Source organism: Caproicibacterium sp. XB2 (genome assembly GCF_044880635.1).
GTDB lineage: Bacteria > Bacillota > Clostridia > Oscillospirales > Acutalibacteraceae > Caproicibacterium > Caproicibacterium lactatifermentans.
This window is the reverse complement of record NZ_CP173227.1, coordinates 1,476,825-1,499,077: the sequence shown is the minus strand read 5'-3', so window position 1 is coordinate 1,499,077 and position 22,253 is coordinate 1,476,825. Positions and strand designations below refer to the sequence as shown.

At 50.0% G+C, this 22,253-nt stretch carries 14 protein-coding genes and 1 tRNA gene; all 15 read left to right on the top strand.

Annotation, left to right across the window (positions count from 1 at the left end):
* The first annotated feature begins 33 nt into the window (after positions 1-33).
* The 15 genes from ACIHKT_RS07470 (at position 34) to alr (ending at position 22,036) form a co-directional block, all read left to right on the top strand.
* Entirely contained in the window at positions 34-2,256 is a 2,223-nt protein-coding gene (locus ACIHKT_RS07470) for an ABC transporter ATP-binding protein (protein ID WP_174403015.1), read from the top strand.
* The gene (locus tag ACIHKT_RS07465) at positions 2,253-4,133 is read left to right on the top strand and encodes an ABC transporter ATP-binding protein (protein WP_174403014.1); all 1,881 of its coding nucleotides are present in this window, start codon (positions 2,253-2,255) and stop codon (positions 4,131-4,133) included. Before ACIHKT_RS07470 ends, ACIHKT_RS07465 begins: the two co-directional genes overlap by 4 nt.
* Positions 4,134-4,570: 437 nt before the next feature.
* Positions 4,571-5,077 (top strand): DUF4358 domain-containing protein, encoded by a 507-nt coding sequence (locus ACIHKT_RS07460; RefSeq protein WP_157658976.1) that lies wholly within the window; start codon positions 4,571-4,573, stop codon positions 5,075-5,077.
* An 899-nt stretch (positions 5,078-5,976) separates the two neighbouring features.
* The gene (locus ACIHKT_RS07455) at positions 5,977-7,023 is read left to right on the top strand and encodes a LacI family DNA-binding transcriptional regulator (protein ID WP_086036334.1); all 1,047 of its coding nucleotides are present in this window, start codon (positions 5,977-5,979) and stop codon (positions 7,021-7,023) included.
* 1,152 nt (positions 7,024-8,175) lie between these two features.
* Entirely contained in the window at positions 8,176-9,546 is a 1,371-nt protein-coding gene (locus ACIHKT_RS07450; protein WP_086036330.1) for an ABC transporter substrate-binding protein, read from the top strand.
* A gap of 94 nt (positions 9,547-9,640) precedes the next feature.
* Positions 9,641-10,504, top strand: coding sequence for a carbohydrate ABC transporter permease (locus tag ACIHKT_RS07445; protein ID WP_086036328.1), 864 nt, complete (start codon positions 9,641-9,643; stop codon positions 10,502-10,504).
* Complete coding sequence (locus tag ACIHKT_RS07440) at positions 10,504-11,364, top strand: carbohydrate ABC transporter permease (RefSeq protein ID WP_404352242.1); 861 nt, start codon at positions 10,504-10,506, stop codon at positions 11,362-11,364. Before ACIHKT_RS07445 ends, ACIHKT_RS07440 begins: the two co-directional genes overlap by 1 nt.
* A gap of 104 nt (positions 11,365-11,468) precedes the next feature.
* Complete coding sequence (locus ACIHKT_RS07435) at positions 11,469-13,529, top strand: TIM-barrel domain-containing protein (protein ID WP_404352240.1); 2,061 nt, start codon at positions 11,469-11,471, stop codon at positions 13,527-13,529.
* Positions 13,530-13,760: 231 nt separating this feature from the next.
* Entirely contained in the window at positions 13,761-13,901 is a 141-nt protein-coding gene (locus tag ACIHKT_RS07430; RefSeq protein ID WP_157659011.1) for a hypothetical protein, read from the top strand.
* A gap of 61 nt (positions 13,902-13,962) precedes the next feature.
* Positions 13,963-14,036 (top strand) — tRNA-Gly (locus tag ACIHKT_RS07425).
* Positions 14,037-14,207: 171 nt separating this feature from the next.
* Positions 14,208-14,813, top strand: coding sequence for an HD domain-containing protein (locus ACIHKT_RS07420; protein WP_174192864.1), 606 nt, complete (start codon positions 14,208-14,210; stop codon positions 14,811-14,813).
* A gap of 17 nt (positions 14,814-14,830) precedes the next feature.
* The gene (locus ACIHKT_RS07415) at positions 14,831-15,106 is read left to right on the top strand and encodes a hypothetical protein (protein ID WP_086036320.1); all 276 of its coding nucleotides are present in this window, start codon (positions 14,831-14,833) and stop codon (positions 15,104-15,106) included.
* Between the two features lie 279 nt (positions 15,107-15,385).
* On the top strand, positions 15,386-16,879 hold the full coding sequence (locus tag ACIHKT_RS07410; RefSeq protein WP_086036318.1) for a radical SAM protein: 1,494 nt from the start codon (positions 15,386-15,388) through the stop codon (positions 16,877-16,879).
* Positions 16,880-17,094: 215 nt separating this feature from the next.
* On the top strand, positions 17,095-20,853 hold the full coding sequence (locus tag ACIHKT_RS07405; protein WP_404352237.1) for a phosphoribosylformylglycinamidine synthase: 3,759 nt from the start codon (positions 17,095-17,097) through the stop codon (positions 20,851-20,853).
* Positions 20,846-22,036 (top strand): alanine racemase, encoded by a 1,191-nt coding sequence (gene alr / locus ACIHKT_RS07400; protein ID WP_086036316.1) that lies wholly within the window; start codon positions 20,846-20,848, stop codon positions 22,034-22,036. The genes ACIHKT_RS07405 and alr overlap by 8 nt, the downstream gene beginning before the upstream one ends.
* Positions 22,037-22,253 lie beyond the last annotated feature (217 nt).

Below are 22,253 nucleotides of genomic sequence, written 5' to 3'. Positions count from 1 at the left end.
TATACCGTTTTTCACGCAGAAAGGAAGGAAACTATGCGCCGAATTTCCCGCTATTTCAAAACCTATTTCGGCCCGATTCTGCTGGCAGTACTGCTGCTGTTTGCGCAGGCAATGTGCGATTTGTCTCTGCCAAACTACATGAGCAATATCGTCAATACCGGCATTCAGCAGGGCGGCATTACCAATGCTGCCCCCAGTGCTGTCAGCACAAAAGGACTGCAGTTTTTCAAAAATTTTATGTCGCAGGATCAGAAAACGCTGATTGACAACAGTTATCAGCTGGTTCAAAAGGGCACGGATACTTCCAGCTATCCGCAGAACAAAACCGAGGATATTTATGAACTAAAGGACAGCGCCGACCGTCAGGCGGTCAGTAACCTGTTCGGTGAAACGACATGGACTTTTATCAATACAATGAAGTCCCTGCAAAGCAAAATGGGCAGCAAGGCTTCCACCACGCAGGACAGCTCCACACAGACAGATGTCAGCAATATCGATTTTTCCAAGCTGTACCAGATGGAGCCGATGCTGGCGCGTGTGCCACAGCAGACCTTTGCGGACGCCCGTAAAAAGGCCGCCGGTGTGCAGGACAGTATGAAGCTGCAGAGCGGCGCTGTGTTGGTTAAGGCTTTCTACCAGGAACTGGGTGTTGACACAGCGCAAATCGAACAAAACTATATCATACGGGAAGGGCTGTATATGCTGCTCTTTACGCTGGGCAGTGTTGCCGCCGCCATTTTGGTGGGGCTGCTGGCCTCCCGTGTTTCGGCCGGCATGAGCCGTGACCTGCGCCGTGACGTCTTTAACCGTGTCAATGCTTTTTCAAATACCGAATTTGATAAATTCAGCACGGCGTCCCTCATCACGCGCACGACCAACGATATCACACAGGTGCAGATGGTCGTGCTCATGGGAATCCGCATGCTGTTCTACGCACCCATGATGGCCCTCGGCGGCATTACCATGGCCGTGCGCAAGAGCGTTTCTATGACATGGATTATTGCGCTGGCGGTCATTGTGCTGATTGGTTTGGTAGGCGTGATTTTCTCCATTGCGCTGCCGCGCTTTAAGAAAATGCAGAGTCTGATTGACCGCATGAACCTTGTGGCCCGCGAAAACCTAACTGGTTTGATGGTGACGCGCGCCTTCAGCAACCAGAACTTTGAAGAAAAGCGCTTTGATAAGGCTAACCGTAACCTGACGGACAACCAGCGCTTTGTCAACCGCCTGATGGCGATTATGATGCCGGTTATGATGCTGGTTATGAACGGCATTTCTCTGCTCATTGTTTGGGTAGGCGCTCATCAGGTAGCACAGAGCCGGATTCAGGTGGGCGATATGATGGCCTATATGCAGTACGCCATACAGATTATCATCAGCTTCCTGTTCATTTCCGCTATTTTCATTTTCCTGCCGCGTGCTTCTGTATCAGCGGGCCGTATTGCCGATATTATTGAAACCGAACCTGCTGTGCAGGACCCGCCGGAGCCAAAAGCGTTTCGTCCAGAAAAGAAGGGCTGCGTGGAGTTCCGCCAGGTTTCTTTCCGGTATCAGGGGGCACAGGAAGATGTTCTGCACAACATCAGCTTTACCGCGGAACCGGGACAGACAACGGCCTTTATTGGTTCGACCGGCTCCGGAAAAAGCACGCTTATCAATTTAATTCCTCGTTTTTATGATGTAACGGAAGGTGCGGTTTATGTAGACGGACTGGACGTTCGGCAGGCTTCCCAGAAGGACCTGCGCGCACGCATTGGCTATGTCCCGCAGAAAGGCGTGCTGCTTTCCGGCACCATTGCATCCAACCTGCGTTACGGCAAGGCGGACGCTACTGATGAAGAACTCAATGCCGCGGCACAGGTGGCACAGGCTACGGAATTTATCAGTACCATGCCGGACGGTATGCAGACATCTATCTCACAGGGTGGCAGCAACGTTTCCGGCGGCCAAAAGCAGCGGTTGTCCATTGCCCGCGCTTTGGCAACCGGCGCGCAGATTTATCTGTTTGATGACAGCTTTTCTGCGCTGGACTTTAAGACGGACGCTGCGCTGCGCGCTGCCCTGAAAACACAGATTTCCGGCGCGACAGTGCTGCTGGTGGCACAGCGTGTTTCCACCATTATGGACGCGGACCAGATTATTGTACTGGATGAAGGGAAAATTGTGGGGCGCGGAACACACCGCGAACTGCTGAATACCTGCCCAACCTATTACGAGATTGCCTCCAGCCAGCTGACAAAGGAGGAATTAGCATGAATACAGAGAAGCCCTCCCGTCCACAAAGGCATCACGGTCCCATGGGCGGCCCGCCCGTGGGTGTACCCGGCGAAAAAGCAAACGACTTTTTCGGTACGCTGAAAAAACTTGCCCATTATCTTGGCAGGTATAAACTGCAGATTCTGCTGGTTCTCCTGTTTGCCGTATGTTCCGCCGCTTTTATGATTGTCGGGCCGAAAGTTCTTGGCAAGGCCACTACGGAGGTTTTTACCGGCCTCATGAACCAGATTTCCGGTACAGGGCAGGGTATCAATTTTACCCGTATTGGGCAGATTCTATTGTTCCTGCTGGCACTGTATCTGGTCAGTTCTGCCTTTAATTATGCGCAGGGCTGGATTATGACCGGCGTTACCATGAACGTGACCTATCAGCTGCGCAGGGATATTGCCGGCAAGATTCAGCGGCTGCCATTTTCCTACTATGATACGACAACCAACGGCGAAGTCCTTTCCCGCCTGACCAACGATGTGGATACCATCTCGCAGAGTCTCAACCAGTCCATGACACAGATTATCACCAGTGTGACGCAGCTAATTGGTATTTTGATTATGATGTTCTCCATCAACTGGCAGATGTCGCTGGTGGCGCTGTGCATTATTCCGCTGTCCGGTTTGGTTATTCTGTTTGTTGTCAAGCATTCACAGAAATACTTTAAACAGCAGCAGGACTACCTTGGCCATGTAAACGGTCATATCGAGGAAATGTATGGCAGCCATGTCGTTGTGCAGGCCTTTAACGGACAGGAAAGAAACGAAAAAACATTTTCCGGCTATAATGAAAACCTGTACCATTCGGCATGGAAAAGTCAGTTCTTTTCCAGCCTGCTGCAGCCGATTATGATTTTTATCGGCAATGTCGGATTTGTGGTCGTCTGCATTCTGGGCGGCTGGTACGCGATCAAAGGGTTTATCACGGTCGGCGATATTCAGGCGTTCACGCAGTATGTACGTCAGTTTACGCAGCCTATTCAGCAGGTGGCCAACATTTCCAACGTCATGCAGTCCACAGCGGCTGCGGCGGAGCGTGTTTTTGATTTCTTAGAGGAAAAAGAGGAACCGAAGGACAGCCCAAATGCCATCACGCTGAATATAACGGATAAGCCGGACACTGAGCTGAATGTTCATATCCGCGGCAGTGTGCAGTTCGCGCACGTCAGCTTTGGCTATACACCGCAGAAAACCATTATCCATGACTTCTGTGCCCAGGTAGAGCCTGGTCAGCGGGTGGCAATCGTCGGCCCGACCGGTGCAGGAAAGACCACTATGGTTAAGCTGCTGATGCGCTTCTATGATGTCGGCAGCGGTGCCATTCTGGTGGACGGCTACGATATTCGTGACTTTAAGCGCAGCAATTTGCGGACGCTGTTCGGCATGGTACTGCAGGATACATGGCTGTACAACGCGACCATTCGGGAAAATATCCGCTACGGCCGGCAGGACGCTACAGATGAACAGGTGCTTACCGCGGCAAAATGTGCGCAGGTGGACCACTTTGTCCGTACATTGCCCGGCGGATATGACATGGTGCTGAATGAGGATGCCAGCAATGTCAGTCAGGGCCAAAAACAGCTGCTGACGATTGCACGCGCATTCCTTGCGGACCCGCAGATTTTGATTTTGGATGAAGCTACTTCCAGCGTGGATACCCGTACAGAGATTATGATACAGAAGGCAATGGGCGAACTGATGAAAGGCCGTACTTCATTCATCATTGCGCACCGACTGTCCACTATCCGTGGCGCTGATTTGATTTTGGTCATGGACCACGGCGACATTGTGGAACAGGGCACGCACACTTCCCTGATGGCTAAGGGCGGCTTCTATGCCAAACTTTACAACAGCCAGTTTACGGACTGAAAAACGGCATGCTTTTTGGACCGCTTGCAGGATAAAACCTGCGGTGGCCCATTTTTTATTCTCGTTTGTAGAGGAATAGACAGAACGGACAAAATAGATGGATTTTCCGCCCTGTTTGTGAGAATTTTGCAGAAGAACAAACGTAAGGCCATACCGATTTTTTAACTACCGTACTGTTGAAAATGTGGAAAATTCAACGCCAAAACCGGAAAATGGCTGATTTTGCGCACGATTTAGTTGAAAACACGGTTGAAAATGTTGAAGACTTTTTAACAGGTAAAGATTTACAAACTTTTTTAACATATATTATGTAAACTAACAAGGCGGGCAAAAAAGATGGGAAGAAAAAATATAACAACGGATTTTCCAATTTAGAATAATAAATTGTACAAAAAGCATTAGAATGGAAAAATATTGTGTGGGCGGAGGGAGTGCCTGTGAGAAATCACGTGAAACCAAAATGGATTATCCTTTCAGTTTTAGCTGTAGCGCTGGCTGTGGTCATCGTGCTGGCCGGCGTGCATGCACTTCAGTCTCTGCATAAAGCGCAGCATCAGCCCCGGGCAGATGTACTGGCGGAAGAAATAGTGAATCAGCTGGGATATCAAAATCAGTATACGCAGGTGCCATCCGCGTCTATACAAAAATATTATCCGATAGCAGCGGGCATGGTGGAAAGCCAGGGCATGTGGATTGCCAAGACAGGGGGTAGTGCCGATGAGCTGTGCTGCTTCCAGCTTTACCGTGCCGCAGATGCAGAGAAAATGAAGGCGGTTATTGCGGACCGTTTGGAGCAGAAGGCAAAGGCATTTCACGGCCTGAACAGTGACCAGTATCAGCAGGTGCAAAAGGCCGCTGTTTATCAACAGGACCGATATGTGCTGGTGGCCATTTCCAGTGACCCTTCCGGAGAGGTGCATTTATTCCATAAGCTCCTCAAATAAATGTAAGTTTGTCAAACATATTGGACAGTGAAGAAGTGGAAAAATTCAGCAAAAGAGAGCCAATGAAGCAGTTTGGCAGCAGTTGCTTCCAAGAGCGCAGGATGGCCCTTTTTTTGATGGAAAAAAGCGGTTGGTAAATCTAAAATTATTATCTGTCTGGATGCATTCCATTCGCACCCCACGGCGTGCAAACCACTGAACGGATTTTTTAAAAAATCGGCGGAAGAATATGTATTATGTTCCGGGTAAGCGCCAAGAAAACGCAGGTGAGAGTATTCGTCAATCGCCAGCTATATATTGAAACAAGTGCAGCTCTGGACCAGCAATACAGCGCATGGGGACTATCTTTACATCTATTTAGACGCGTTCCCATTTTTCTCATGACACGAAACAGAAATTCCGGCCAGCGTCGATATCCGTATTTTCACAGGCGGTGCCACAACTTAATAAGGCCAAGCTTCGGGTTTCTGCGCCGCATATTCTGAATTAACTTTAGTTCTTCTTCTGTATGCTGATTCGGATGACTGTGAGGCCTGCGTGACTGACAACGGAGAGTACCATCGTACCGCCTTTTCCAAAAATAAACATAGGAACGGCTGTGGTTATATTTCCGACCCGCTCGGCCGACACTAAATTCGCATTAGGGATTGCTTGTATTTCATATCTTGTGTTACACTGTTCATGCAGAAATGGGTACTTCCTTTCGGTTGAATGAGATGAAGTAACTTAAATTCTAACCGATTTTGAAACAAATCATATACAGCTATCTTTTTTATACCTGAAATGTGCCTAGAATCTCCTGAATCCCCATTCTGTTTTTGCGTGCCGATACCATTACTTTCCACTCAATTTGTTAAATCACTATAGGTTCACTTTTACTCCAGAAAGGAAACTTCGTTATGGTCACCATTAAGCAAATGGCCGAAAAAATCGGTGTCAGCCCCACTACTGTTTCCAATGTCATTCACGGAAATACCCGGGAAGTTTCCCATTCCACGATCCAGAAAGTTCGTCAGGTCATTCGGGAATCTCATTACATTCCCAATATGACTGCACGCAATCTTGCCAGCAATCAGACACATATCATCGGCATTATCCTCTGCTTTGAAAAAGGAAGTGGTGCACAGGCACTGGCAGACCCTTTTAATGGCGAGTTGGTCGGTGCGATTGCCGCTGCCATTGAGGAGAGGCAGTTTTATATGATGGTGCACATCACCAATGCGGAGGATGAAGCCATTCAGCTTGCCCTTTCATGGAATGTAGACGGACTTATCATCTGCAGCATGCACAAGGATCAGTGGTGCCGGATTGAAGAAGTTACGCATAAACCCGTGGTTTTCATCGATTCTTATTTTGATGGCAGAAAAGATTATGCAAATATCGGGCTGGAAGACCGATTCGGCGGCTACCAGATTACCTCTTACCTGATTGCGCACGGGCACACACGCATTGCCTTTTCCTCAGATAACCTCATCGGCGTTGACCATGAGCGCTATCTGGGTTATAAAACTGCATTGGAGGAGCATGGCATCCGCTGTGAAAAAGGCTGGATGATTCCCTCCTCCCATGAGGATAAAACCAAAGCACCGGCAGAACTGCTGCGCCGGAGAAATGATTTCACAGCTGTTTTCTTTGTCTCTGATTATTATGCGATGCTTGCCATGAATTATTTACAAGATAACGGCGTGCGCATACCGGAAGACCTTTCCGTCGTCGGCTTTGACGATAATATACTGGCACAGAATACCCGCCCGTCGCTGACCACCATGCACCAGGAACCAGCAGAGAAAGGCCGGCTGGCAGTGGAGCTGCTCCTAAACATCATGCAGGGACATCCGCCGAAGCAACGAAATATCCACTTGCCTACACACCTGGTTGAGCGCGGCAGCGTGCGCACCATCACAGATGAAACTGTTGAAAACAAGGAAAAAGGACTTGCACAATGAAAGGTGAAAAACGAAATGGGCTATCCGGAGAGGCAAACTCAGTTCACAAATATGGAGTTTACAGGGCCTACGGGCACTTTTGGGTTTCACCGGGAAATAAAAATATCGGCTTTCATGATGAATACATTCCGCGAATTACCGTAATTTATGGGTGTGAATTTAGAATAAAGACAAAAAAGAAAGGCTGCGGAGAATTTCTCCACAGCCTTTCTTTTGTTGTCACACTGACTTTGCCCCGTCTGTGCAGCTTTTATGGCAGCCATCACACTACCGTGAAAACCGGTTTCCGCAGGCTCCTTTGCTTTGCTTATTTCCTCTGCTAAAATCCATTGTAACCGCTTCCCTGAAAATAAGGCAATGCTCTGTTCTGCACGATTGGACTATACCCGATAAAACGGACAGTAAAAAAAGAGATCTTTTTATGCCCAGAAAATATACAAAAGTTGAGTTACTGAACGAAGAGGTACTTCGGTGCAAAACAGCCGGAAAGAAACCAATCGGGAAATAGCAGAAAGTTATGAATTGAGCAAACAACAAATTAAAGGGTTGGCGAAACCAACAGGCAAAAGGGGATAAAGACCAGTGACTGATAGGGCCGATTACGGATTGTCAGCGGCGTGGAAAGCAGACCTACGGATGCCGCCAGGCGTAATGCGAAAATATGATTTGCTTTCGCCAATACGTCGGCATTGGCCATTGTACATTACAAACAGGCGGTATATAAATATCCGAACCTGTTAAAAAGGACTTTTGAGCAGCCGCTGCCCAATTACTTCTGGGTTACGGACATTACCTACATTCCTAACGCAAAACGAATGTCGTATTTGTGTGTGCTGATACAATTAGTTTTCGTATGTTTATACGGATCAATTTGTTAGATTGCTATAAACCGGAAAAAACGATTCCCGGTGTGGGCCGTACGCACCGCTTTGGGCACCAAAAAGAGCAGTTCCCAGTTTCGGCGATTTTATGCGTAGAAAATCAAAAATATTAAAACTTATGCGCAAAAGTATTGCAAAACGAAAATATATGATATATAATAATCACATAAAATCAGCTTATACCAGATAAACTTTTGCGACAAAGTGATAATTGTGGCATATTGGGAAATGCTGATTCACAATCTTTTGGAGGAAAAGGAGTTGTTTAAAAATGAAAGGTAAAAAGTTGCTGGCATTAGTAACGGCTGGTGCAATGTGTGCGGTTGCATTAACAGGATGCGGCGGAAACCCAGGAGCTTCTTCCGGAGCTGCTGGTTCCACTGCGGCGGACACCTCTGCAGGCGGAGTGCCCAGTGATAAAAATGTGAGCATTAATATTTTCCAGTTCAAAGTTGAGGCAAAGGATGCCTTTCAAAAAGCCATTGACGCTTACCAAAAGAAGCACCCGAATGTTAAGATTAACATGGAAACCGTCGGCGGCGGAGACGATTATGGCGCCGCGCTGAAAACAAAGATGAAGTCTGACCCGCCGGTCATCTTTAACATCGGCGGTCCGCAGGACGTGAAAGACTGGAACAGCAAGCTGGAAGACCTTTCCGACCAGCAATGGATTTCTCATTTGCCGGAGGATTCCCTAGCCGATGTCAAGGATGGCAGCAAAGTTTTGGGAATGCCGTTTGACCTTGAGGGCTATGGCATTGTCATTAACCGCAAAATGTTTGAGGATGCCGGTGTGTCTTATGATTCAATGCTGACCTTTGATGGCATGAAGAAAGGCTTTGATACCCTAAAAGCCAAGATTGAAAAGGGCGACATGAAATCCAAATATCCGCAGTTGGAGGCGGTTATGGAGTATCCGGCCAAGGAAACATGGGTTATCGGTGACCATGACATCAACCCGGCTTTGGGGCAGGACTTTAAGAATGCAGCCGAAGCATTTAACGCCAAGGAGCTTCCATTTAAGGCGGCGGACGGCTACAAGAAGATGATCGATTTTCAGGCAAGCTACACCACCAACGCAAAGAACCGCGGCACTCTGAATTCTATCGATTATAGCACTTCTTTGGAGGGCGGCCTTGCTATCGAGCGTGTTGCTGCCATTGAGCAGGGCAACTGGATTGCACCGTCTGTTACCAATGTGGATGCTAACGTGCTGCAGAAACTGGATGTGCTGCCGCTTCCGGTGCCGGGCTTCTCTGACGGCAAATGGCCGGTTGGCGTGCCGATGTACTGGGCTGTGAATAAAGATGCGGATGCTGACAAGAAAGCTGCTGCAAAAGATTTTCTGAACTTTATGTATCAGTCCGATGAAGGCAAGCAAATTATTATCAATGACGCGAAGTTCGCGGTCGCATTTGACAACTATGGCAGCCTGAAGCCGTCAGACCCGCTAAACCAGCGTATTATGAAGGCCGTGGAAGAAAAGAAGACAATTCCTGGCTGGGTTTACAACGGCGCACCGGCAACCTGGACACAGAAAGTGGCAGGCGCCAATGTGCAGAAATACCTGAGCGGTGAGGAAACATGGGACCAGGTCGTGAAGAACTGCAAGGACCAGTGGAAATCCATGAGAGCTTCCTGAGCAGATAAAAACTGAAAGTGCCTGAATCGGGAGTCGCCGCTTTCAAACGGCGGCTCCTGTGCTAAATGAAATCAAGTCTAAGGGGGAATCACGGATGCAAAAGAGCAAAACACGGTTTTGGCTGTTTTTGGCGCCTGCGCTGATTGCTTTTGTGCTCGTTGTGCTTATTCCCACAATCATGGGATTCTGGTATGCCTTCACAGACTGGAACGGAATCTCAGAGCGTGCCAACTTTGTGGGAGCTCGTAATTTCGTAACCATTTTTCAGGACCAGACTTTTCTGCACGCTTTTGGATTCACGGCTTTGTTTGCCTTGTGCGCAATGGTACTAGTCAATGTCGTAGGCTTTGCTCTGGCGCTTCTGGTGACACAGACTTTTCCCGGCGCAACTGCCCTGCGCGGCATTTTCTTCATGCCAAACCTGATTGGCGGGCTGCTGCTCGGCTTTACATGGCAGTTTATATTTACATCTGTCTTTACGGCAATTGGCAAAGCAACCGGAATGCATTTTCTGATAGGCTGGCTGTCCAATCCGCAGACCGGCTTCTGGGGGCTGCTGATTTTAACCGTCTGGCAGCTTTCCGGCTACATGATGATTATTTATATTGCGCAAATCCAGCAGATACCAGAATCTATCAAGGAGGCAGCACGCATTGACGGCGCCGGTGCGGGCAGTATGCTGGTTCACATTACGATGCCGCTGATGATGCCTGCCTTCACAATCGGTTTGTTCATGACTATCTCCAATTCCTTCAAAATGTTTGACCAGAACCTGGCATTGACAGCCGGCGGCCCTTACCGCGCAACCGAGATGCTGGCGCTGAATATTTACAACTCCGCCTTTGCGGAAAATCGCTTGGGCATTGCACAGGCAAAGGGTATCATTTTCCTGATTGTCGTTGCCGCCATTGGCATTACCCAACTGATGCTTACCAAGCGGAAGGAGGTTGAGATGTAATGGAAAACACCCAAACAGCAAAAACCGGAATGCACCGCAAAAATAAAACCAAGAAGGCGACATTCGTTGTCATCGGCATTTTACTGGGCATTCTGTTTTTATTCCCAATCTTTATTCTGATGCTGAATTCCTTTAAGAATCAGCGTGGAATCTTTATGAATGTGCTGGGCTTTCCGGATGCAAAGACCTTTACACTAAAGAACTATGTGCAGGCTTTTCAGTCTTTGGATTATGTGACGTCGTTTATGAATTCACTGGTCATCACGGTCGTGTCCACGGCGCTGATTATGCTGGTATCCTCCATGGCAGCATGGGTGCTGGTGCGATACAAGACAAAGGTGAGTTCTGTCATTTTCATGCTGTTCGCCGCTGCCATGCTGATTCCCTTTCAGTGTGTGATGCTGCCGCTGATGAGCCTTGGCTCCGCTCTACACATGATTAACCGCGTTGGATTGGTTATCATGTATGTTGGCTTCGGTACCAGTATGTCCATCATCATGTTCCATGGTTTCATTAAAAATGTGCCGGAAGAACTGGAGGAGGCCGCCACGATTGACGGTTGCAATTCCATTCAGCTTTTCTTCATCATTGTGGTGCCGCTGCTCAAAACCATTATGATTACAGTCGCCATCCTGAATGTGATGTGGATTTGGAACGATTATCTGCTGCCATCCCTGGTGATTAACAAACCCGGCTGGCAGACTCTGCCGCTGAAGACCTATCTGTTCTTTGGGCAGTTCTCCAAGCGCTGGGATTTGGCGTCTGCTGGACTGATGCTGTGCATCATCCCAATCGTTATTTTCTATCTTGCCTGCCAGAAGTACATCGTCAAAGGTGTGACAGAAGGAGCAATTAAATAAAATATTGAATGAAATGTGCGAAAGACCGGATTGCGCTGTGCATCCGGCCTTTTTGCTGAAAAGCAGGGAATTTATGAAACAGAAGATTACAGGAGGACATTACTATGATTAGACGCTATTCATTCGGGCATCCGTTTCAGACCGATGCGGTGGTGAAAGACCTGCCGCCCATACATGGGCCGGTGCCGTATTTTACAGTGGAAAATGATGACTGCACACTTGCCTGCCCACTTAGCAGCGACACGATTGTTTATGGCTTAGGTGAAACCGTGCGCGGTATCAATAAACGCGGCTGGCATTACTGCAGCAACTGCTCAGACGAACCGCAGCACACAGAGGGCAAACAGTCCCTGTATGCGTCGGACAATTTTCTGCTGCTGGCGGGGAAAGGGCAGATGTTCGGCGTATTTCTGGATTATCCCGGGAAAGTCGATTATGACATTGGTTACACCAATATGAACCATATGGCGGTGACTGTGGGGAATGCCGACTATGACCTTTATATCATAGAAGGCAAAAGTGCAGAGGAGATTGTGCATCAGTTCCGTGGGCTGATTGGCAGAAGCTATATTGCGCCAAAGTGGGCTTTTGGCTATGGACAGAGCCGCTGGAGCTATTACAGCGAAGATGAAGTACGCGAAGTGGTGCAGAAACATCGGGAAAATCATGTACCGCTCGATATGGTATACCTTGATATTGATTATATGGACCATTACAAGGACTTTACCCTGAATGACAAAACCTTTCCGGATTTTGCCGAGTTTGTGCAGGAAATGCGGCGGCAGAATATCCACCTTGTGCCGATTATTGATGCCGGTGTTAAGCAGGAAAGAGGCTATGATGTTTGTGACGAGGGGCTGGAAAACGGCTATTTCTGCAAAAAAGAGGACGGCACTCCTTTTGTGGGCGCGGTCTGGCCGGGCAAAGCTTATTTTCCGGACTTTTTAAATCCGGAGGTGCGCGCGTGGTTCGGCGGAAAGTACCGCTTCCTGCTGGATAAAGGCATTGACGGATTTTGGAATGATATGAATGAACCGGCGCTATTCTATTCGGAGGACGGACTGAAAGCCGCCTTTGCGGAGATGAAAAAGCTGGAAGGCAAAAATTTGGATATGGATAAGGTCAACTATTTCCGCGAGCTGGTCACCGGTTTGTCAAACAACCCGAAGGACTATGAGAGTTTCTACCATAATTGCGGCGGAAAGCGGGTGCGTCACGACAAGATTCATAACCTTTATGGCTATAATATGACGCGTTCCGCCGGGGAAGCCTTTGAAAAATACTGTCCGAATAAACGGGTACTGATGTTCTCCCGTTCCTCTATGGTGGGAATGCACCGTTACGGCGGTGTCTGGACAGGTGATAACTGCTCATGGTGGAGTCATTTGCTGCTGGAAATTCAGATGATGCCATCCCTGAATATGTGCGGTTTCCTGTATTCAGGTGCGGACATTGGAGGCTTTGGGGACAACGCCACGGCTGACCTGCTTCTGCGCTGGACTGCATTTGGCGTCTTTACACCGCTTATGCGAAACCACTCCGCACTGGGTACCCGCTGTCAGGAAGTCTACCGCTTCCCGGAGGTACTGCCGGTATTCCGGAACCTGATTGGCATTCGCTATGCACTGCTGCCGTATCTTTACAGTGAATATATGAAAGCCACACTACAGGACACTATGTACTTTAAACCGCTGGCATTCGTTTACCCGCAGGACGAGGACGCCGCACGGGTGCAGGACCAGCTCATGCTGGGCGACGAACTGATGGTGACACCGGTTTACACACAGAATGCCGTGGGCAGGACGGTCTATCTGCCGGAGCCGATGAAACTGGTTCGGATGCATTCCGCACAGGAAATTCAGACGGAGCAGATGAAAAAGGGATACCACTATATTCCAATCGCTCTGGATGAGATTGTCTTTTTCCTGCGTTCAGACCGGATGATTCCTCTTGCAAAGGGCGGAGAAAGTGTACCGGAAGTCGATTTTGGTGACTTGACGCTGCTTGTCAATGTGCAGCACTGTGCCGCTTATCAATATTACAGCGATGACGGCTGCAGCAAAGATTATGATAACCCAAAAAATCGCACCTGCATTACGATGAAAGCCGATGGTACGGTTTCCGCAGAGGGACAGCTCCCAGTAAAACTTGATGTAAAGAGATAAAAGCCCTGACGCAGAATAGCTGTGATTTAAGCGGCCTTGCTCCGGTTTTTAAACGGAGTGAGGCCGTTTTTTAAGTTGATACGTTCATAATAGTAAAATCATCAGAGGCAAGCTTCACTACCGTTATAAAAAAGATGATACAAGCCAGTGAACGCGACCGTCCGAATGTGCAGTTCCTATGTTCTTGTCTAGTTCACTGAATGGGGAGATGGAGAGCCCTTCAAAAACTACATTGAGCAGCATCCCGCGCCGACTCTCCATGAAGGCGGCATCGTCGTGATGGATAATTTGCGCTATCATAAAATCAAAGGGATCAAACAGGCTATTGATAAAGCTGGCACGCATATTCTTTACCTCCGCTATGTTCCATAAACTCCTCAAATAAATTACTTGCAGGAAAAAACAGAATATGTTATAATAATAATTACTTCATGCAGAAGTAGTTCAGTGGCAGAACATCAGCTTCCCAAGCTGAGAATGCGGGTTCGATTCCCGTCTTCTGCTCCAAAATAAAGCTCCCCGAAGGCCGGTGTCAATGTGGCTTTCGGGGAGCTTGCTGTTTATCGAATCAGCACATCTCCGGCAGAAAATACAAAATGCCGGATGCTGTCGAATTGTACGATACTGCGATACTATTATATAGAAGAAAAAGAACGACAGAAAGGTGGACTGTTTTTTATGCAGATTCCTTCTTTGCAGCAGGCAGAGGCACTGCTGGGACAGGCACGAAACAGCAATCCTGGCCCATGGATTGCCCACAGCAAAGTGACGGCGGACTGCGCACAGCGCATTGCCGCTGCCTGTCCGGACCTAAATGCGGATGATTCACATATTCTGGGCCTGCTGCACGACATTGGCAGAGGACACGGCATTTCGGGAATTCGGCACGTTTATGACGGCTGGCAGGATATGAATCAAATGGGGTACCCGGATGTGGCACGCGTCTGTCTGACACATTCTTTTATGTATCAAAGTTTGGATTCTTTTATGGGGAAGATGGATATTACTGATGCCCAAAAGGACGAGCTGACGGCAGCACTTTCCAAAACCCAGTATAATGACTATGACCGCCTTATTCAGCTGTGTGACGCACTGGCCTACCCGACGGGACCAACGCTGCTGGAAACACGGCTGGTGGACGTGGTCCTGCGCCGCGGATGCAGCCGGTTTACCCGGCAGAAATGGCTGGCTACTTATCAGCTGAAAGGATACTTTGAAAGAAAGACAAATCAGAATATTTATCAGCTGGTGCGGGCAAACATTGGCATTGAATACGCTTTATAAAATAAGGGAGAGAACATATGATACAGCTTTCGGTTTCTTTTTCAGCGGCACATATTGCCATACTGATTGGAATTATCCTTTTGGTCACGCTGGCGGCGGAACTGATTCGTTTTGTGTTTTACCGCCGAAAGATGCATTTTATCTGTCCGGAGTGCAAACACGTTTTTAAACCGACGCTGCTGAATTTCCTTGGCTCCGGCGCAACAAATACCGCCTCCGCCGGAAAGATGCTGACCTGTCCCAAATGTGGAAAACGGTCTTACATGGAGCCGGAAAAGGACCGCTGGCAGTAAAAGATGACGAAAGAAAAAAGTCTGCTGCCGGCAGGAATATCTGTGGGCAGAGAGACAAACGATAACAGGAACTGAACATTTCCCTTCGGTAGAGTATGACAATTTCGCAGATGTGTCATACTTTATGACTTTATTTTCAGGTTGTCTAAGGACAAAAGCCCATTTCATTCTTATAATGATTTTCAGATACAAAGGGATGCAGGCTGGCATACCCGGTTAAAAAAGTCTTGAAAATGCAGCACTTTTTGCTTATTTTTTCTTTATTAGGAGGATATCAATATGGCAGATGCAGGTCTGAAAGAACAGCTTCAAAAGTTTGGTATTAAAAAAGCTTTGAGTTATCTGGGAAAAGATCCCGATAAAAACATCCCAAAACTTTTGAACATGATTGATAAGTTCGATACGGGTAATATGTACCTTGGTCAGCGCAAGATGTTCCATCGCTTTGTCGACAACCCTGACAACAACTGGTACCAGCTCATCAAAAAGCTGTGGGACGTGGTGGACACTCATGTTCTGCAGACTGTATTTTCCAACTTCATTGTCAACGCTACCCTCATTGGCGGCAAGAAACAGGACAAAATCCGCAAACAGTACGGTTGCAACGTCCCGTTTACGATTCTGCTGGACCCGACCAGTGCCTGCAACCTGCACTGCACCGGCTGCTGGGCCAGCGAGTACGGCCACAACTTGAACCTCACCTATGATGAGATTGACGATATTATCAATCAGGGCACCGCAATGGGTACTTATATGTACATCTATACAGGCGGCGAACCGCTGGTGCGCAAAGATGACCTGATTAAGCTTTGCGAAGCACATCAGGACTGCGTGTTCCTCTGCTTCACCAACGCAACACTGATTGATGACAAATTTGCAGAAGATATGCTGCGCGTCGGCAACTTCGTGCCAGCTATTTCTGTTGAGGGCGATGAAGAAACAACCGATGCACGCCGCGGCAAGGGCACCTTCCAGAAGGTTGCCAAAGCTATGAAGATTCTGCGTGAACACAAGCTGCCCTTTGGTGTTTCCTGCTGCTACACCAGCCAGAACGTAGACACCGTCAGCCAGGAGAAGTTCTTTGACTGGATGATTGACCAGGGCGTACTGTTCAGCTGGTTCTTCACTTATATGCCTGTCGGAGTAGGCGCACCGGTTGACCTGATGGTTCCGGCTGACAAACGTGAGCTGATGTACCACCAGATACGTAAATTCCGCAACACGAAGCAGCTCTTTACGCTGGACTTCTTCCTCGACGGCGAATATGTGTACGGCTGCATTGCAGGCGGCCGCTATTACCTGCACATCAACGCAAATGGTGATATTGACCCCTGTGTGTTTATTCACTACAGTGACTCCAATATTCACGACAAGTCCCTGCTGGAAGCATACTGCAGCCCGCTGTTCATGGAATACCACAAGAACCAGCCTTACAACGAAAACATGCTGCGCCCCTGCCCGCTGCTGGATAACCCCTACCGTTTGGAAGATGTTGTCAAGAAGTCCGGCGCGCATTCTACCGACCTGGTGGAAAAGGAAGACGTACACGAACTGTGCGCAAAGTGCGAAGCGCAGGCAAAGGCTTGGAAGCCGGTCGCCGACCGTCTGTGGGTCAGCAGCGAAGGCAATAAGCATGGCCTGGGCTGTGAAAACACCATTCTGCCTGAAAATCGTATCGACCACAGCAAGACACGCCTGCTGCGCGACGTTATCCAGGAAGACATTGACGAGGACAACGCAAAGATTGCTGCGAAGAACGCAGATAAAAAGTAATCCATTATACGCAAATGAAGAGGTCTCTGCCGCAAACAGGCAGAGGCCTTTTTGCTGGTCTAGACAGAAAATTGCCCGTAAAAGGAAGCTCTTTTAAGGAAAAGAAAAGGAATATGCCCTTTTCTTGCAGGGTGATTTATGCTAAAATGAAAAACACGAAAAAACATAGTGGCGTTTTTTGCAGCGGGCCGGGAAACCGGCGGAACGGGGGTAAAATGTCTAACGTAAGCAGAGTTTTTGTGGAAAAGAAGCCCGGCTTCGACGTGGAAGCACAGCACATTCGGGAGGATCTTGTGCACAGCCTGGGTCTAGGCAGCATTACGGCACTGCGGCTGATTAACCGATACGATGTTTCCGGGCTGACTGCGGAGCAGTTTGCAGAGGCACGTAGCACAATCCTTTCGGAACCGAATCAGGACATGGTACACGATGAAGAATGCCCGCTTGTGGGCTGGCAGGCTTTTGCCATGGAGTACCTGCCCGGCCAGTACGACCAGCGCGCCGACAGCGCGGCACAGTGCATGCAGCTTTTAACACAGGGGGAGCGCCCGCAGGTTGTTACGGCGAAAATCATTGCGGTGCAGGGCGGTCTGACTGCGGATGAGATGAAGCGCATGGAGGAATACCTGATTAACCCGGTGGAAAGCCGCCTTGCCAGCATGGACAAGCCGGAAACGCTGGAAATGAAAGTACAGCGTCCGGCCAACGTTCAGCGGGTGGAAGGCTTTACCGTATGGGATGAACAGCAGATGCACGCCTATTACGGCAAAATGGGTTTTGCTATGACGCTGGAAGACCTTCTGTTTGTACGGGATTACTTTGAGAAGCAGGAACACCGCGACCCCTCTGTTACGGAGCTGCGTGTCATTGATACTTACTGGAGCGACCACTGCCGCCACACAACCTTTAATACCCACCTAAAAAATATTCATGTCGCCAGAGGTGCGGTCAGTTCAGCTCTTGAACAGGCGCTGCAGGCGTATTATGATGTGCGGGACGAAGTGTACGGCAAGGACACCACGCGCTCGGTTTCTTTGATGGATATGGCAATTATCGGCATGAAAGTGCTGAAAAAGCGCGGCCAAATTCCGGACCTTGACCAGAGCAAAGAAATCAATGCCTGCTCCATTGAGGTGCCGATTACCATTGACGGAAAAACGGAACCGTGGCTGGTGCAGTTTAAGAATGAAACGCACAACCACCCGACGGAAATTGAACCGTTCGGCGGCGCAGCCACCTGCTTGGGCGGCGCTATCCGTGACCCGCTTTCCGGACGTGCTTATGTCTATCAGGCCATGCGTGTGACCGGCAGCGGCGACCCGCTGGTGTCGGTGGAAAAGACACTGAAGGGCAAGCTGCCGACACGCAAGATTACCACCGGTGCCGCTCATGGCTATTCTTCCTACGGCAACCAGGTTGGCCTTGCCACCGGTCAGGTGCAGGAACTGTATGACCCAGGCTATGTTGCCAAACGCATGGAAATCGGCGCGGTTGTCGGCGCGGTTCCCAAAGCAAACGTCGTGCGTGAAGAGCCGGTTCCCGGTGATATCATTGTCCTGCTGGGCGGTGCGACCGGCCGTGACGGCATCGGCGGGGCAACCGGTTCCAGCAAAGCACATACAGAGGAAAGCGTTGAGGAGTGCGGCGCCGAAGTACAGAAAGGCAATCCGCCGACCGAACGCAAGGTTCAGCGTATGTTCCACAACGCCGCGGTTGCACATATGATTAAGCGCTGCAATGACTTTGGTGCCGGCGGTGTCAGTGTCGCCATCGGCGAGCTGGCCGATGGCCTGCGTATCAATCTGGATAAAGTACCGAAGAAGTACGAAGGACTGGACGGCACGGAACTGTCTATCTCCGAAAGCCAGGAACGCATGGCTGTTGTGCTGGATTCAAAAGATGTAGATGCCTTTATCGCGGCGGCAGATAAAGAAAATCTAGCGGCAACGGCAGTGGCGGTTGTCACGGAAGAGCCGCGCCTGCGTATGTTCTGGCGGGGCGATGAGGTAGTCAACATTACGCGCGCTTTCCTGGACACCAACGGTGTAACACAGGAAACAGACGTTGAGATTGAACCGGTGGACCCGCAGCAGAACTACCGTGAGCAGGTTCCGGAGCGCCTTGCCAGCAAACCGCTGGCAGAAGCATTCCGCGACAACCTTGCCCGGCTGGAAGTGTGCGGACAGAAGGGCCTTGCGGAGCGGTTCGATTCGTCCATTGGCGCCGCAACGGTGCTGATGCCGTTTGCCGGACGTTATCAGATGACGCCGGAAGAAGGCATGGCCGCCAAGATCCCGACAGCGGGCGAAACCGATGACGCGACCGCGATGGCTTACGGCTTTATTCCCGGCATTTCCAAATGGAGCCCGTTCCACGGTGCCGCATGGGCTGTAACCGAAAGCCTTTCCAGGTTGTGCGCAATGGGTGCCAACCCCCTAAAGGCACGCCTGACTTTCCAGGAATATTTTGAGCGCATGACAGAGGACCCCAAACGCTGGGGCAAGCCGACAGCGGCACTGTTGGGTGCCCTGTCTGCTCAGCTGGGCATGGGGCTACCGGCAATCGGCGGCAAAGACAGCATGAGCGGCACCTTTGAAACGCTGGACGTTCCGCCGACGTTGGTAAGCTTTGCCCTGACGATGACGAAGGCAAGCAAAACCATTTCTGCAGCCCTGCAGGGCGTGGGACATACACTGGTCCTGTTCCCGCTGCCGACCGATGAGGCAACACTGCTGCCGGATTGGGAAGCGTTAAAAGATTACTACCGAAATGTTTTGGCAATGATGCAGGACGGTGCCATTCTGTCCGCTTCTGTGGTCAAAGAAGGCGGCACCGCGGCGGCAGTTTCCAAGATGGCCTTTGGCAACCGCATTGGCGTTTCGCTGGACCGCAATATGGAGGACGCGCAGGCGCTCTTTGCACCGCGCTGTGGCACACTGATTGCCGAACTGGAAAATGGCACGGCTTTCCCGAAGGGTGCAGTCGCAGTTGGCCAAACCATTGAGACACCGGAAATTGTGCTGGCAGGCAGTCATATGACACTGGAGAACCTGCAGGCTGTTTGGAGCGGTACGCTGAATTCGGTTTTCCCGAGCAACGCACGGGAAGTCCCAGTTACGCATGATATTCCGCTATACACCAAGCGCGGCGGCGCAGCGTCGGCTGTCAAGGCAGCGAAGCCCCGTGTATTCATTCCGGTGTTCCCGGGCACAAACTGCGAGTATGACAGCGCCAAAGCCTTTGAACAGGCGGGTGCCAAGGTGGACGTTCTGGTGGTACGGAACCTGACGCCTTCTGCGATTGAAGAAACGATTGCCGCTATGGCACAGGCGATTGCAAAGTGCCAGATTATCATGCTGCCGGGTGGATTCTCCGGCGGCGATGAGCCGGACGGTTCCGGCAAGTTTATCGCCACCACGTTCCGCAGCCCGCGTGTCGCGGAAGAAGTCCAGCGCCTGCTGGAGCAGCGGGACGGCCTGATGCTGGGCATCTGCAACGGTTTCCAGGCGCTAATTAAGCTGGGACTGGTGCCCTATGGGAAAATCACTGCGCCAAGCGAAAAGGCACCGACGCTGACCTTCAACACACTGGGCCGCCATGTTTCCCGCATGGTGTACACGCGTGTGACCAGTGTCAAATCCCCGTGGTTTGCGGCAGTGGAGCCGGGGCAGGTCTTTACGGTGCCGGTGTCCCACGGTGAGGGCCGCTTTGTCGCCAACGATGAAGTGCTGCAAACCCTGATTGCCAACGGCCAGGTTGCAACCCAGTATGTCACGCCGACGGGCATTCCCAGCGGCAGCATTGAGTGGAACCCCAACGGCTCCGTTTGTGCCATTGAGGGCATCACGAGTCCCGACGGCCGTATCCTTGGCAAGATGGGCCATAGTGAACGCCGCGGCACCAATCTGTATAAGAATGTTCCCGGCGAGAAGGACCAAAAATTGTTTGAATCGGGTGTAAAGTACTTTGAATAATTCCCTGAAGCGTACCTGGGCAGAAATTGACCTGGATGCAGCGGCTCACAACTATCAGTCTATCCGCGCAGCCATGCGCCCCGGCGTAAAAATGTGCTGTGTGGTGAAGGCGGACGCGTATGGCCACGGCGCCGAACAGCTGGCGCACCTGTATGAGCGTTTGGGTGCGCAGTGGCTGGCAGTTTCTAATCTGGAGGAAGCTATCCAGATACGCGCCTGCGGGGTAGGACTGCCTATCCTGATTTTAGGCTATACGCCGCCGACACAGGCAAAAGAGCTTTCTCGGCTCAACATCGCACAGGCTGTGCTTTCTGAAAAATATGCGCAGGAACTGAACGCGGCGGCGGAAAATGCCGGCGTAACTGTGAAAGCGCACATTAAGCTGGACACCGGCATGAGCCGCATCGGCTTCCTTTATCAGGACCCGAAACGAGATGCAGATTCCCTGCAGCAGGTTGTGCGTGTCTGTGCACTGCCACACCTGCAGCCGGAAGGCATTTTCACTCATTTTGCAGCTGCAGATGAGGGGGCAGACGGCGAAGAATTTACACATCGGCAGAATGCCAGCTTTACTGACGGCATTCATAAGCTGGAGCAGGCCGGGGTTCGGTTTGCTGTTCGGCATTGTGACAACTCCGCAGGTTTAATGGATTATCCACAGTTTCAGCTGGATATGTGCCGCCCGGGCGTCATTCTGTATGGCATGATGCCCTCTGATAAAGTGCGCACCCAGCTGGACCTGCAGCGTGTCATGCGGCTGAAGAGCGTGGTTTCGCTGGTAAAAACACTGCCTGCCGGTACGCCTGTCAGCTATGGCTGTACGTACCGCACACAGCGGGAAATGCGTGTGGCTACCGTTCCAGTCGGCTATGCGGACGGTTATCCGCGTATGCTTTCCGGCAGGGCAGATGTGCTGATTCATGGCAGACGTGCTCATAGTTTGGGCCGTATCTGCATGGACCAGATGATGGTGGACGTTACGGATATTCCAAATGTGCAGGAAGAGGACCCGGTTACCCTGATTGGCTCGGACGGCAAGGAGTGCATTACGGCGGATGAGCTGGCCAGTCTGGTGGGTACCATCAATTACGAAATTACCTGCGGCATTAGTAAGCGGGTACCGCGCATTTACTATAAAAACGGCCGTGCCGTTGCAGAAATGAATCTTATCTGCGGAAACTAAATAGAACATCTGCAAAATATTTTAGGACCTGTGTGGGCTTTGTGCCTACACAGGTTTTTTGCCGCTTAGGTTATATTTTGGAGGAGAAATTATGAACAAATCGAAAAATGGAAGTTTGTGTAATATTAGCATTGAATATGGTGCACACATTTATTAAAATATAGATATAGTCAGTCGAAGAATTTATATAAGATGCTAGAGAGATTTCCTATTCAAG